The sequence below is a fragment of the Streptomyces sp. NPDC002463 genome, assembly GCF_042889835.1.
GTDB classification, from domain to species: domain Bacteria; phylum Actinomycetota; class Actinomycetes; order Streptomycetales; family Streptomycetaceae; genus Streptomyces; species Streptomyces nymphaeiformis.
Genome location: NZ_JBIARL010000011.1, coordinates 198,772 through 211,114, shown reverse-complemented (window position 1 = coordinate 211,114; position 12,343 = coordinate 198,772). Strand labels below are relative to the sequence as shown.

Genomic DNA, 12,343 nt, shown 5'->3' with positions numbered 1-12,343 from the left:
GGCTCGCTGTCCCAACAAGCTTGGGACGGCGTGGCGTTGTTCGTCCAAGATCCGGCGTGATAGCCCATGGTTATGGATGTGCACGGGCGGGATCTCCGGTACTTCGTCGCGGTCGCCGAGGAGCTCCACTTCACGCGCGCCGCCGAGCGGCTGTACGTCTCGCAGCCCGCGCTCAGCAAGCAGGTCCGCTCCCTGGAGCGGCAGCTCGGGGCGCCCCTCTTCGACCGGGACCGGCAGGGCGTGGCACTCACCCCCGTCGGTACGGCCCTGCTGCCGCACGCGCGGGCCGTGCTCGCCGCCTGGGAGGAGGGCGAGGCGGCGGTGGGCCGGGCCAGGGCGGCCGCCGACGGCACCCTGGTCGTCGGGATGAGCACCAGCCCGGGCCGTGGCGGGCTGCTGCCCGCGATCCGGTCCCGGTTCACCGAGGCGCACCCGGAGGCCCGGCTGCGGCTGCGCCAGGTGGGCTGGGAGGACCCGACGGCCGGCCTGGCGGACGGCACCAGCGACGTGGCCTTCGTGTGGCTGCCGCTGCCCGGGGCGGACCGTTTCCGCTGGGTCGTCGTCGCCACCGAGCCCCGGCTCGTCGCCCTCCCCGAGGCCCATCCGCTGGCCGCCCGCGACGGCCTGGACTTCGCCGAGCTCCTCGACGAGCCCTTCCTCGCCCTCCCCGCGACCGGTCCCGAACTCCGCGACCACTGGCTGGCCGTGGACGCCCGGGGCGGCCGCCCGCCGGTCGTCGGCGCCGAGATCGCCAGCGCGGACGAGACGTACGAGGCGCTGGTCGACGGCCTCGGCATCTGCCTGGTCGCCGCCGGGAACGCGCCGGTCCTCACCCGCGGCGGCGTCGTCACCCGCCCCGTCCGCGGCGTCACCCCGAGCCGCTTCGCCCTCGCCTGGCGCGCGGCCGATCCCCGCCCGCTGGTCCACGACTACGCCCGCGCGGTGTCCGAAGTCGTCTCCCGCGAGGCCTGAACTCGCCTTGTGGGACGGGTGGTTCGGCTGCGTAATGAGGGGCACGTCACAGCGGTTCCATCTCGGGGGGACGCATGGGAACGAACGAAACGCCGCCGCCGAAGCCGACGCGGCCACCGACTCCGGCGTCGCCGTCGTCGAGGCCGTGGAAGGAGCCGGAGCGGGAGCTCGCCGCCCGCGCCGCCGCGGCCCAGCTGCCGCCCCAGCAGAGTCTTGTCATCAGCAAGCGGCTGCTCTGGGTGCATGGAGGCGCCTACCCGCTGGAGAACATCGTCCGCGTCTACACCTTCGTGCTCCGGCCCCGGCGTGCGGAGGCCTTCGTCCGCTTCCTGAAACGGGGTGGGTTCACGCTCGCCCTGTACCTGCTCCTGACGTTCGCCTCGGATTCGTCGTCGAGCTCGTACGGCTCCAGCAGCAGCGACGCCGCCGGCTTCGTAGGGCTCGCCCGGGTCCTCGCTCTGGCCATGCTGATCTACTTCGGCGCCCAAAGCGCCTCCGTGATCTTCGCCGGCTCACACGACGTCCTGGCCATCGAGACGAACGGACGCTCCACCGCCATGGTGACGGGGAAGCGCGAATACCTGAACCGGCTCGTCCGCCAGGTCGCCGAGGCGATCGACAAGCCGGACGCCGAGTTCCAGGCCTCGGTGGGGGCGCTGACGATCACCAACTACGGCGACTACTTCTTCGGGGACACCGTGAACATGTACGGCGGCAGCGGCAACACGGGGGTGGCGAAGTGATGGCCGGGGACAACTACTACGGCGACGTCGTGAACATGAACCAGACCCACAACAGCGTCGGCATCGACAAACGGGCAGTCGCCACGAGCTCAGCCGAAGTGGAGCGTGCCGTCCAGGAGTTGCTGCCGCTTCTCCAGGAGCTGCGGGGCAGTCTGGGGCCGTTCGCGGCGCGGACCGTGGAGGCCGCCGAGCCGGAGATCGAGGGCTCCGCGGGGCCGGAGGCGCGGCGCGGCGCCCTGGAGCGGGTCGGCGGGATCCTGGAGTCGGTGGGTCCGGCCGGCGCGGCCGCGCTCGCCCTGGTCCACCAGATCCTCGGGCTGCTCGGGGGCTGAGCGGCACAGGAGGGCCTCAGGACCGGTAGTACTCGTTCGGTTCGCCGTCGAGCATCGGGTAGACGAGGAGCCGGTCCTTGCCCTTCAGCTTGTCGACGACCATGAAGCGGGAGAGGCCCTCCTGGCATTCGCGGTCCCAGGCGGTCGTGTCCCGCTGGCTGGGGCCGAGGACCAGCACGTCGCCGGAGCCTCCGAGGACGGCCGTGGTGCCGCAGGACCAGTCCTCGGAGGTGTTCACGCCGTCGATCGTGCGGGGGTAGCCGTCGATGACGCTGATCACGGGTGCGCCGACCGGGCCTTGAGTGATCGTCACCTCCGAGGTGAAGCGGCTGTCGTCGGCGCCGTACATCTCGGGCGCGGGGATGCGCGACCAGTGGCCGAGGAAGCGGGCGGGGACGGCCGCCGGTCCGCTCCGGGCCTTGCGGAGGGTGGTCTTCACGGTGCCCGAGGTCCATTCCAGGACCTCGGGGGAGCGCAGGGTGAGGGTCTGGCGGGCGGCGGCGGTGCAGCCCGCGGCGGGGACGCTGGTGGTCACGACGGACTCGCCGTAGACGACCTTGTCCTCGTCGGCCGAGACGAGCCGGGAGCGGCCCATGCACAGCCGGTTCTCGGCGACCTGGACGTAGATTCCGCTCTTGGAGCCCGCGGCGCCCTGGGTGATCTCGATCCGGGCGGTCTCCCGGGGGGACTCGGGCGAGCCCTGGAGGACGCCCTCCCAGGCGCCGAGGAAGGCGGCGGGGACGATCCCGTGGGGACGGCCTCCGCCGCCCTTCCCGTCGCCGCCGCTGCCGGGCCAGTACGTGTACGCGACGGTGGCCGCCGCCGCGACGGCGAGGCCCGTGACGGCGGCGAGGAGTGCGGTACGGCCCCGGCGCCGGCGCGCGGCGGGCGCGGAGGGCTCGGTGTCGGCGGCCCCGGAAGGCCCGGTCTCAGAGGAGCCGGAAGTCCCAGAGGGGCCGGAAGTCCCAGAAGTCCCCGAGGCCCCTGTGTCGCCGGGACCGCCCGCGCCGCCCGCCCCCGCGGGAGTCCTCTCGGCGAGCGCCGCCCCCTCCGCCTCCAGGAGCTGTGCCGCATGCCGCCCCAAGCGCGCCAGGACGTCCGCGGGGAGCCACGGATCCGCGACCGGGAGGGTCTCGACGATCTCGGTCGCCGTGGGCCGTGCGGCCGGGTCCTTGGCGAGGCAGGCCCGGATGAGTCCGGTGAGCTCGGCCGGAAGGCCCGTCAGGTCGGGCTCGTCGTGGGCGATGCGGAACATCGTGGCGTGGACGCCGCTGTCCGCCGTGCCGAAGGGGGCGCGGCCGGTCGCGGCGTACACGAGCACGGAACCGAGGCAGAAGACGTCCGACGCGGGGCCGACGTCGTCGCTGCGGACCTGCTCGGGCGACATGTAGCCGGGGGAGCCGACGACCGCGCCGGTGGTGGTCAGGTTGCCGCCGTCGGCGACGGTGTCGACGGCGCGGGCGATGCCGAAGTCGATGATCCGCGGCCCGTCGACGGTGAGGAGCACGTTGGACGGCTTGAGGTCGCGGTGGACGAGTCCGGCGGTGTGGATGTGGTCGAGGGCGCGGGCGAGGCCGGAGGCCAGGGCCCGTACGGTCGCGGGCGGCAGCGGTCCGAACTCGTCGCCGACGACGGTCCGCAGCGAGGGCCCGGGGACGTATCCGATGGCGACCCACGGCGAGTCGGCGGTGGTGTCCGAGCCGAGGACGGGCGCGGTGCCGGTGCCGCCGACCCGTTCGAGCGCGGCGACCTCGCGGGCGAACCGGCGCCGGAACTCGTCCTGGGCGGCCAGCTCCGCGTGCACGACCTTGACCGCGACGGTCCGCCCGCCGGCCGAGCGGGCCAGGAACACCCGGCCCATGCCGCCGACCCCGAGGCGGCCGATCAGACGGAACGGCCCGACGCTGACCGGATCTTGCGGGTTCAAAGGCTCCACGTCGCCAGAGCATGCCAGACGGCCACGTCAGCCGTCTGCGCAGACCTTCAGCCCCTTCGGCGTCGCGCAGGGCAGGTGCCCGTGCGCGCTGATGACGTCCTGGCCGCGCCCCGACCGGAGGTAGGTGAGCAAGCTGGAGGTCAGGGAGTCGGCCGGCGGAAGGCCCCGGGTGTAGGCGTACTCGATCTCCCGGTAGGGATAGCTGGACTCGCCGAGCTCCTCCACGACGGGCCGCCGCCGGTCGACGGCCACCCGGTGCAGGCCCTCGCGCCCCTCGGTGGCGCGGAGTTCGGAGTAGCCGAGGGTGCCGGGGAGCTTGGCGACGGTGGTGAGGACCTGTTCGGTGGAGTCGAGTTCGCAGCGGATGACCTTCGACTCGGGGTCGTCGGAGGTCTGGCAGTCCTGGGAGGAGTTGGCGGGTTCGTTGCGGTCGAGGACCCGGCGCTGGAAGACCTGCCGGGTGCCGGAGTTGGCGTCGCGGCTGACGAGGAGGATCGGCCGGTCGACGCCGGGGACGAGCTGCCCCCAGTTGCGGATCTCGCCGCGGTAGATGCCGCGGATCTCGTCCAGGGTGAGGTTGTCGAGGGGGATCCCGTCGTTCACGACGAGGGTGAAGAGGGAGACGGCGATCATGTTCTCCCGCAGTTCGGGGAAGCCGCCGGGCTTGCGCCCGTCGGAGAGGGCGATGAGCGCTCCCTTGTCCTTCCCGGCCTGGGCGAGCTCCCGGATCCCGGCGGTGGAGCCGTGCACGTCCACGGTCACCGTGGAGCCCTCGCAGTCCTCCTCGTACTGTTCGGCCGCCGCCCGCAGCGCGGGGGCGAAGGCCGTGGAGCCGGTGACGGTGAGGGTGCCCCGGGCGCAGCCGATGGGCGGCGGGGTCTGCTCGCGGACGATGATCGCGGCCAGGACCATGACGCAGGCGGTGAGGACGACGGTGACGTTCCGCGCGGTGGGGCTGAACCTGGCGGGCTTCTCGTCGGGCGTGGTGCTGCGGTTGCGCCGGATGGTGCCGCCGTGGAGGCTTCCGTCGATCTTGATGTCGCGGTCGGCGACGCCGCCGGAGAGCTGGACGAGCAGTTTGAAGTACTGCCCGCGTTCGAGGGCCACCTTGGGGACGAGGACGGCGTTCCCGTTGCGGCCGAGCTTGGGGGTGCGCTCCAGGTCGTCCCGTACGGACTCCCAGCCGGCCGGGACGGTGGCGACGACGCCCTGGACGGTCCGCTCGCCGAAGGTGATCTTCAGGCCGTGGGGTTCGGTGGAGGTGCCGTAGTCGTCGGAGCTGATGTCGAGCTCGCGGTCGTTCTCGATGCGGAGCAGGACGAGCGTGGATCCGTTCTCGGGCGCGGTGATGCCGACGACCTGGCCCTCCCGGACGGTCATCACCTCGCTGTCCTGGTTCTCCTCGCGGTGCAGCGGGGTGTTGAGCTGCACGCGGTAGCCGAGCCGCTTGCGCTGCGGCGAGAACCGGTCGATCCAGACGACGGCGAAGGTGACCAGGACACCGATGAGGGCCGTCCCCACGGCGATGAGGTTCTCGGGGGTTATCCACTGCATGGCCGGGAGGGTACGGACGCCTGTGCGAGGGCGGGGGCGGCGTAGCGGGCGGCCACCTGGACTTCGCCCTTCGTTCAAGGAGGGCTACTCGGGTGGGCGGGCATGGGTTGCCGGGGGTCTTCGAGCGTGGGTGTAATGGCCACGAGGGGGCCTTCCGTGTGAGGAGAACCCCATGCGCCCGATGCGTGTCGTCGAAGTGACCGAATACGGAGGACCCGAGGTCCTCAGGATGGCGCGGCGGCCCAGGCCGGAGGCAGGGGCCGTGCCGGGCAAGGTGCGGGTGGCCCTGAAGGCGGCCGGAGTGAACCAGGCCGACCTGCGGATCCGCGCCGGCCGGTACGCCGACGCGGTCGGCGACCTCACGCCCCCCTTCGTCCTGGGGACGGACTTCGCCGGCAAGCTGCTCGATCCCGTGCCCGGGATGGCGGCCGACACCCGTGTGGCCGGCTTCGTGCCCTGGTTCGAGATGCTGACGGGTGACGGCACGTACGCGGAGATCATCTGGGCCGACCCGGAGTGGCTGGCCCCGATCCCGGACGACGTGGAGTTCACGGTGGCCGCGTCCCTCCCGCTGGCCTCGGCGACCGCCCAGCAGGGCCTCGAACGGCTCGACCTCCCGCCGGGCGCGACGCTCCTCGTGACCGGCGCGAGCGCGGTGGTGGGCCGCCTGGCGGTCCAGTACGCCCATGCCGCCGGACTGCGGGTCGTGGCCGTCGCCCACGAGGGCGACGAGCCCGAACTGCGTGTCCTCGGCGCGGACCACGTCATCGCCCGCGGCCTCTCCGAGGACGTGGTCGCGAAGGTGATCGCGGGCGATCCGGACGGGGTCGACGGGGTCTTCGACGGGGCGCTCGTCGGCGCCGAACTGCTTCCGGTGGTCAAGGCCGGCGGCGTGTTCGCGGCGCTGGCCCCCGACCGGGTCCCGGCTGCCGAGCGGGACATCCGCGTCGAGACCGTACGGGCCGTGCCGGACGCCGCCCGGCTCGCGGAGAGCCTGCGGAAGGTGGCCGACCGGGAGCTGATCACCCGGGTGGCCGACGTGATGCCCCTGGAGGAGGTCGCGGAGGCGCACCGCAGGGCGGAGGCGGGACACCGGCCGGGCCGGATCATCCTGATGATCTGAGAGTGACCTGAGTCACAGAGGTCGGGTAGGGGCTGGACCTCAACTTTGGTTGAGGAAGAAGGATCTCTCTCACCAGCCCCTGCGACTCAGGAGACGATCCCCATGGCCACGCTGCTCCACATCGACACGTCCTTCAGCGGCGAGAACTCCCACTCCCGCGCCGTCACCGCCGCCTTCCGGGCGACCTGGGAGGCGGAGCACCCCGAGGGGACGGTGATCTACCGCGACCTCGCGGCGGAACCGATCCCGCACCTGGAGGCGGACGCCTACTACGCCGACAGCGAGGAGCCCGCGTTCGCGCTGCGCAGGCAGCTGATCGAGGAGGCCGAGCAGGCGGACGTGATCCTGCTCGGCGCCCCGATGTACAACTACACGATCCCCTCCACGCTGAAGGCCTGGCTGGACCACGTCTTCCTCGTCGGCCGCACCTCGATCACCGAGAGCCCCTCGCTCGCCGGCAAGCGGGCCGTCGTCGTCGCCAGCCGGGGCGGCTCGTACCGCGAGGGCACGCCGATGCACGGCAACGACTACGTCGAGAGCTACCTGCGGCTGACCCTCGGCGAGGTCTTCGGCCTGGACGTCACCTTCATCGTCCCGGAGCTGACCCTGGCGCCGAACGTCCCCGCGATGGCCGAGCTCGTCCCGCTGTACGAGACCTCCCGCACGGAGTCCCTCGCGACGGCGGAGTCCCTGGCGAAGGAACTGGCGGTTCAGCCGGCCGCGTAGCCGAGGAAGGTGCTCCAGGAGGACGGCTCCACGGTGAGGGTGGGGCCGTCCGGGACCTTGGAGTCACGGAGGTGGACGGCTGCGCCTTCCGGCCGGTGATCGTGGGCGACCTCGATGCAGTTGCCCCCGCCGTCGTCGCTGTAGCTGGACTTGAACCAGTGCAGGGTCTCGTTCATCTCCGTACTCCCGCCAACTCCTCGATGACGCCCAGCGACCTGCGCGGATCCAGGGCCTGTGCCCGGATCTTCGCATACCGCTGCCGATGGACACTGACCTTCGTCCGGTCGGTGATCAGCAGGCTCTCCCCCTGGATCTCCAGGTACGTCACGTGGTCGTGGGCCGGGGTCTCCACGATGTTCAGGTCGCCCCGGGCGCCCGCGTACTCACCCCCCAACCCCGCATCCAGCGGAAGCACCTGAAGGTTCACGTTGCTCCTCCGGGCGCACTCCGCCAAGTACGCCGACTGCTCCCGCATGACCTCCTCGCTACCGATCGTTCGTCGCAGCACCGACTCGTCGAGGACTAACTCGATCTCGCAGACCGGCTTCCGGTCGAAGAGAGCCTTCCGCGACATGCGAGCGACAACGAGCTCCTCGACCCGCTCCGAGGTCGGCTCCGGGTGCCCGCCCGCGATCAACGCCCGTGCGTACGCCTCCGTTTGGAACAGGCCATGCACCACGTGGTTCGCATAGAGGCACAACGCCACCGCCTTCTGCTCGATCGGTGCGTACCCCCGGAACTGCTCCGGAAGCTTCTCCAGCCGTACGAGCTCCCGCATCTCCTCGAAGATGCCCGTGCCGCCGCCCAGTACGCGTTCGAGCTGGACCAGCATGTCGTCGCTCACCGGGTGGATGAGGCGTTCCATCGCGCTGATCGCCGCGCCCGTAAAGCCCATCTGGGCGCCCTCGTACTCCTGTGTCCAGCCCTTCTTCTGGCGCAATCGCTTCGCCACGGCGGCCGCCATACGGGCCGCAGGGCCGACCGTTTCCTTGTTTTCCGCTCGTGCCATTCATGCTCCCCATTCGGACTCAACCGATCTCAACCGGTCTCAACTGCTCCCCGCCGAATTCGACTGAATGAGGGGCGCGTTGACGCAGGTCAAGGGGTTGCCGACGCGCCCGCTTCAGTCGTGGAAAACGCTAGCGCCGACGCGGGAACATGGTCTCGTGAATGCAGAGAATCGGGAAGTGAAGGCGGATTGGATTCCTGTTTCCGGATTCCAACTCCGTAAGGCGGGCGTACAATTCGACGCCGTTCGTGTGGACGGTGACGAAGGGCGGCGACTCGCCGACTGGATGGAGGCGCTGACCGGGGGAGACCCGGGTCCCGTCGTCATCGAGGCGAACGGCCGACGAGGGGTGTATTTCCTCGTCCCGCCGGGGTCGACGGCGCGCCGGGCGTGGCCGCGCGGGGTGACGCGGTTCAACGCGGGCCCGGCGCACATCAGTTACGTCCCGGTCCCGGCCCTCACCGGCCGTACCTGGCCGCTGGCGTGGCGGTTCCCGCCGACGGCCTCGAACAGGTTCGTCCACCCGCTGCTCCTGCGGAGCGCGGTGTCGGAGCTCTTCGCGGGTCAGGCATAGGGGCGGTGAGGCGACCCACCCCCTGCCCGGCCTCACCGGCAGGCGCTCAGCCCCGCTTGACCAGCCAGGTGAAGGCCAGGGCCGGGGTCAGGGCGGCGAGGAGGGCCGGCAGCCGGTCGTGGCCCGCCACCTCGAAGCCCAGGGCCACCGGCAGCAGCAGGACCAGGCCGAGGAGGAGGATGCCGAGCGCGGGCAGGTGGACGTCCGGCTCGAAGCGGCGCAGGCGGTGCAGCTCCTCGTCGTACATGCAGCCGGAGAGGATCCCGCCCGCGATCAGGGTCCACGGGGCGCCCCAGACGGCGAACGGGACGAGGAAGTACCACCACGTGTCGCGGGAGCCGTTCTCGACGACCGGCACTTCCGGGTCGCGGGGCGCGAAGTACGCGCCCACCTTCGTGCGACCGGCCACGGGCGGCTTGAAGCGGGTGTACATGCCGCGGACGGTGACCTCGCGCGGACCGGACGCGTACGGGATCCGCAGAACGAGGTCCGTGGTGTAGTACGGGTCGCGGTCGTCGTCGCCCTCGTGGAACACGGGATCGCCCGCGAGGCGGACCACGGGGACCTCGTACTGGTCGTACCCGGCGCTCTCCAGGCGCTCGGTCTCGCGGCCGTAGCCGCTGTCGATGGTGAAGACGGCCATGAACGCGGCGGCGGTGGCTACGGCGACGCCGAACCCGAAGACGTACCGAAGGGCCCGGTTCCGCCGGCGGCTCTCACGGTACGGCTTGGCCAGCGGGTCCCGGGAGCGGGCGGTGGCCCGGTACGAGGCGACGACCCAGGCCGCGGCGAAGGCGACGGCGAGTCCGGCGAGCACCAGCGGCGCCACGAGCGGTGGGTACGGGGAGACCCCCGCGAGGGAGACGAGCACGGCCGCCCCGGCGCTGAGGACCATCCCCCAGCCGGTGAACGAGGTGGCGGCACTCCGCCCAGGCGTGAACATGCCAGGCAGCATAGGCAGGCCGGTCCGTGCCCGGGGCGGCTTGCCCGGCCAGGCGCTCGGCCGGGGGACCGACCGGCAGGCCAGGGACTCGGCCGGGCCCGACCGGCAACGTGTCGGGTCCACCCCGGTCTCGGTGGACAAGATGGTGATGGCCCGTCCCACCTGCGGTTCCTTACCCTCGACCGCATGACCCCTCATGTCATCGAACCCGATCCCCAGGCCGGGGCCGCCGTCAAGGCCGCCGACCGCGCGCACGTGTTCCACTCCTGGTCCGCCCAGGGCCTGATCGACCCGCTCGCCGTGGCCGGCGCGGAGGGTTCGTACTTCTGGGACTACGACGGCAACCGCTACCTCGACTTCACCAGCGGCCTCGTCTACACGAACATCGGCTACCAGCACCCCAAGGTCGTCGCCGCGATCCAGGAGCAGGCCGGGAAGCTCGCGACGTTCGCGCCCGCCTTCGCCGTGGACGTCCGCTCCGAGGCCGCGCGCCTGATCGCCGAGCGCACCCCGGGCGACCTGGACAAGATCTTCTTCACCAACGGCGGTGCCGAGGCCGTCGAGAACGCCGTCCGCATGGCCCGGCTGCACACCGGCCGTACGAAGGTGCTCTCCGCCTACCGCTCGTACCACGGCGCCACCTCCACCGCGATCAACCTGACCGGTGACCCGCGCCGCTGGCCCTCCGACACGGCCTCCGCGGGCGTCGTGCACTTCTGGGCGCCGTTCCTGTACCGCTCGCCCTTCTACTCCACCACCGAGGCGGAGGAGTGCCAGCGGGCGCTGCAGCACCTCGAGGACACCATCGCCTTCGAGGGTCCCGCGACGATCGCCGCGATCATCCTGGAGACCGTGCCCGGCACCGCCGGCATCATGACCCCGCCGCCCGGCTACCTCACCGGCGTCCGCGAGATCTGCGACAAGTACGGCATCGTCTTCGTCCTGGACGAGGTCATGGCCGGCTTCGGCCGCACCGGCAAGTGGTTCGCCGCCGAGCACTTCGACGTCGTGCCCGACCTGATGACCTTCGCCAAGGGCGTGAACTCCGGCTACGTGCCGCTCGGCGGCGTCGCCATCAGCGAGAAGATCGCCGCGACCTTCGACAAGCGCCCCTACCCCGGCGGCCTGACCTACTCCGGTCACCCGCTGGCCTGCGCCGCCGCCGTCGCCACCATCAACGTGATGGCCGACGAGAAGGTCGTCGAGAACGCCGCCCACATCGGCGAGACCGTCCTCGGCCCCGGCCTGCGCGAGCTCGCCGAGCGCCACCCGTCGGTCGGCGAGGTCCGCGGCACGGGCGTCTTCTGGGCGCTCGAACTCGTCAAGAACCGCGAGACCCGCGAGCCGCTCGTCCCGTACAACGCCGCCGGCGAGGCGGCCGCGCCGATGGCCGCCCTCGGCGCCGCGGCGAAGAAGAACGGCCTGTGGCCCTTCATCAACATGAACCGCACCCACGCCGTTCCCGCCTGCAACGTCTCCGAGGCCGAGGCCAAGGAGGGCCTGGCGGCCCTCGACGCGGCCCTCTCGGTCGCCGACGAGTACACCGCGTAACCCGCGCTACCGGGGGGTTCCCTCCGTCTGGACTAGGGTGTCCGGAACCGGACGGAGGGGACCGACCACATGCCCGCGAGCGGAGCTGTCACCCGCAGCACCTTGCGACAGCAGATCGCGGACGCGCTGCGTGACGAAGTGCTCGCAGGCCGTCTCGAGCCGGGCCAGGAGTTCACCGTCAAGCAGATCGCCGAGCAGTACGGCGTCTCCGCGACGCCCGTGCGCGAAGCCCTCGTCGACCTCTGCGCGCAGGGCCTCCTCGACTCCGACCAGCACCGCGGCTTCCGCGTCCACCAGTACTCGATCGACGACTACCGGGGCATGGTCGAGGCCCGGATGCTCGTCGTCGACGGCATCTTCCGCCGCCACACGCCGGGTACCGCGCCCGTGGAGCCCGACGTGTCGTACGGCGTCGCGCTCGTCTCGATACGGCGCCGCGGCGAGGCCGCCGCCCGCGCCGCCCGCGCCGGGGACCTCGACGTCCTCATCGGCTACGACATCCGCTACTGGCGCGAGCTGGGCCGCCTGGTCTCCGCCAACGAATACATCGCCGACTTCCTGCACCGGCTCCGCGTCCAGGCCTGGGTCTTCTCCGTGCCCTACCTGCGCTCCGAGCGGGACGTCCTCGGCTGGCTGTGGAGCGGGCACGTGGACCTGGTCGACGCGATCACCCGGGGCGACGCGGACGCGGCCGTCGAGCTCGTACGGGCCTACAACGCGCACTCCCTGGAATGGGCCGACCGCCTGGAGGCGCGGGCCCGCTGACGTCCGGCCGACGCCTCATCGGGTTGAGGCCGGGTCTCCGGGGGCAGGTCATCGGCGGGTGGGCGTCGTCGGCCGAGCCGACTACCCTGGCCGTCCCTGCAACTGACGGAGAGCG

At 71.8% G+C, this 12,343-nt stretch carries 13 protein-coding genes; 8 read left to right on the top strand and 5 right to left on the bottom strand.

The genetic code is table 11. From position 1 onward, the window contains the following. Window positions 1-66: 66 nt before the first annotated feature. The 3 genes from ACFYX3_RS23310 (at window position 67) to ACFYX3_RS23300 (ending at window position 2,047) form a co-directional block, all read left to right on the top strand. Entirely contained in the window at window positions 67-972 is a 906-nt protein-coding gene (locus ACFYX3_RS23310; protein ID WP_376581898.1) for a LysR family transcriptional regulator, read from the top strand. Window positions 973-1,046: 74 nt separating this feature from the next. Next, a complete protein-coding gene (locus ACFYX3_RS23305) occupies window positions 1,047-1,715 on the top strand; it encodes a DUF6232 family protein (RefSeq protein WP_389016404.1) in 669 nt (222 codons plus the stop codon). After that, complete coding sequence (locus tag ACFYX3_RS23300) at window positions 1,715-2,047, top strand: hypothetical protein (protein WP_389016401.1); 333 nt, start codon at window positions 1,715-1,717, stop codon at window positions 2,045-2,047. Before ACFYX3_RS23305 ends, ACFYX3_RS23300 begins: the two co-directional genes overlap by 1 nt. Window positions 2,048-2,063: 16 nt before the next feature. Here the strand turns inward: ACFYX3_RS23300 and ACFYX3_RS23295 are convergent, their stop codons facing one another. Both ACFYX3_RS23295 and ACFYX3_RS23290 read right to left on the bottom strand, forming a co-directional pair. Further along, window positions 2,064-3,983, bottom strand: a complete 1,920-nt coding sequence (locus ACFYX3_RS23295; protein ID WP_389016398.1) for a serine/threonine-protein kinase — start codon at window positions 3,981-3,983, stop codon at window positions 2,064-2,066. Window positions 3,984-4,010: 27 nt separating this feature from the next. Then, window positions 4,011-5,537: a substrate-binding domain-containing protein gene (locus ACFYX3_RS23290; protein ID WP_389016395.1), complete on the bottom strand. Its 1,527-nt coding sequence runs from the start codon at window positions 5,535-5,537 to the stop codon at window positions 4,011-4,013. 172 nt (window positions 5,538-5,709) lie between these two features. Here ACFYX3_RS23290 and ACFYX3_RS23285 point away from each other — a divergent pair, with 172 nt between their 5' ends. After that, window positions 5,710-6,660 carry an NADP-dependent oxidoreductase gene (locus ACFYX3_RS23285; protein WP_389016392.1) on the top strand — a complete coding sequence of 317 codons (951 nt, stop codon included), beginning with the start codon at window positions 5,710-5,712 and terminating at the stop codon, window positions 6,658-6,660. Window positions 6,661-6,762: 102 nt separating this feature from the next. Continuing rightward, complete coding sequence (locus ACFYX3_RS23280) at window positions 6,763-7,386, top strand: FMN-dependent NADH-azoreductase (RefSeq protein WP_389016389.1); 624 nt, start codon at window positions 6,763-6,765, stop codon at window positions 7,384-7,386. On the opposite strand, the gene ACFYX3_RS23275 is transcribed toward ACFYX3_RS23280, so the two are convergent. Beyond that, entirely contained in the window at window positions 7,371-7,562 is a 192-nt protein-coding gene (locus ACFYX3_RS23275; RefSeq protein ID WP_382656565.1) for a DUF397 domain-containing protein, read from the bottom strand. The genes ACFYX3_RS23280 and ACFYX3_RS23275 overlap by 16 nt on opposite strands. Further along, on the bottom strand, window positions 7,559-8,395 hold the full coding sequence (locus ACFYX3_RS23270) for a helix-turn-helix domain-containing protein (RefSeq protein ID WP_389016386.1): 837 nt from the start codon (window positions 8,393-8,395) through the stop codon (window positions 7,559-7,561). The genes ACFYX3_RS23275 and ACFYX3_RS23270 overlap by 4 nt, the downstream gene beginning before the upstream one ends. 157 nt (window positions 8,396-8,552) lie before the next feature. Between ACFYX3_RS23270 and ACFYX3_RS23265 the strand changes: the two genes are divergently transcribed. Further along, complete coding sequence (locus ACFYX3_RS23265; RefSeq protein ID WP_389016702.1) at window positions 8,553-8,969, top strand: hypothetical protein; 417 nt, start codon at window positions 8,553-8,555, stop codon at window positions 8,967-8,969. Between the two features lie 46 nt (window positions 8,970-9,015). Here the strand turns inward: ACFYX3_RS23265 and ACFYX3_RS23260 are convergent, their stop codons facing one another. Beyond that, window positions 9,016-9,912: a hypothetical protein gene (locus ACFYX3_RS23260; protein WP_389016384.1), complete on the bottom strand. Its 897-nt coding sequence runs from the start codon at window positions 9,910-9,912 to the stop codon at window positions 9,016-9,018. A 186-nt stretch (window positions 9,913-10,098) separates the two neighbouring features. Here ACFYX3_RS23260 and ACFYX3_RS23255 point away from each other — a divergent pair, with 186 nt between their 5' ends. Further along, on the top strand, window positions 10,099-11,463 hold the full coding sequence (locus ACFYX3_RS23255) for an aspartate aminotransferase family protein (RefSeq protein ID WP_389016381.1): 1,365 nt from the start codon (window positions 10,099-10,101) through the stop codon (window positions 11,461-11,463). Between the two features lie 69 nt (window positions 11,464-11,532). Beyond that, the gene (locus tag ACFYX3_RS23250; protein WP_389016378.1) at window positions 11,533-12,228 is read left to right on the top strand and encodes a GntR family transcriptional regulator; all 696 of its coding nucleotides are present in this window, start codon (window positions 11,533-11,535) and stop codon (window positions 12,226-12,228) included. Window positions 12,229-12,343 lie beyond the last annotated feature (115 nt).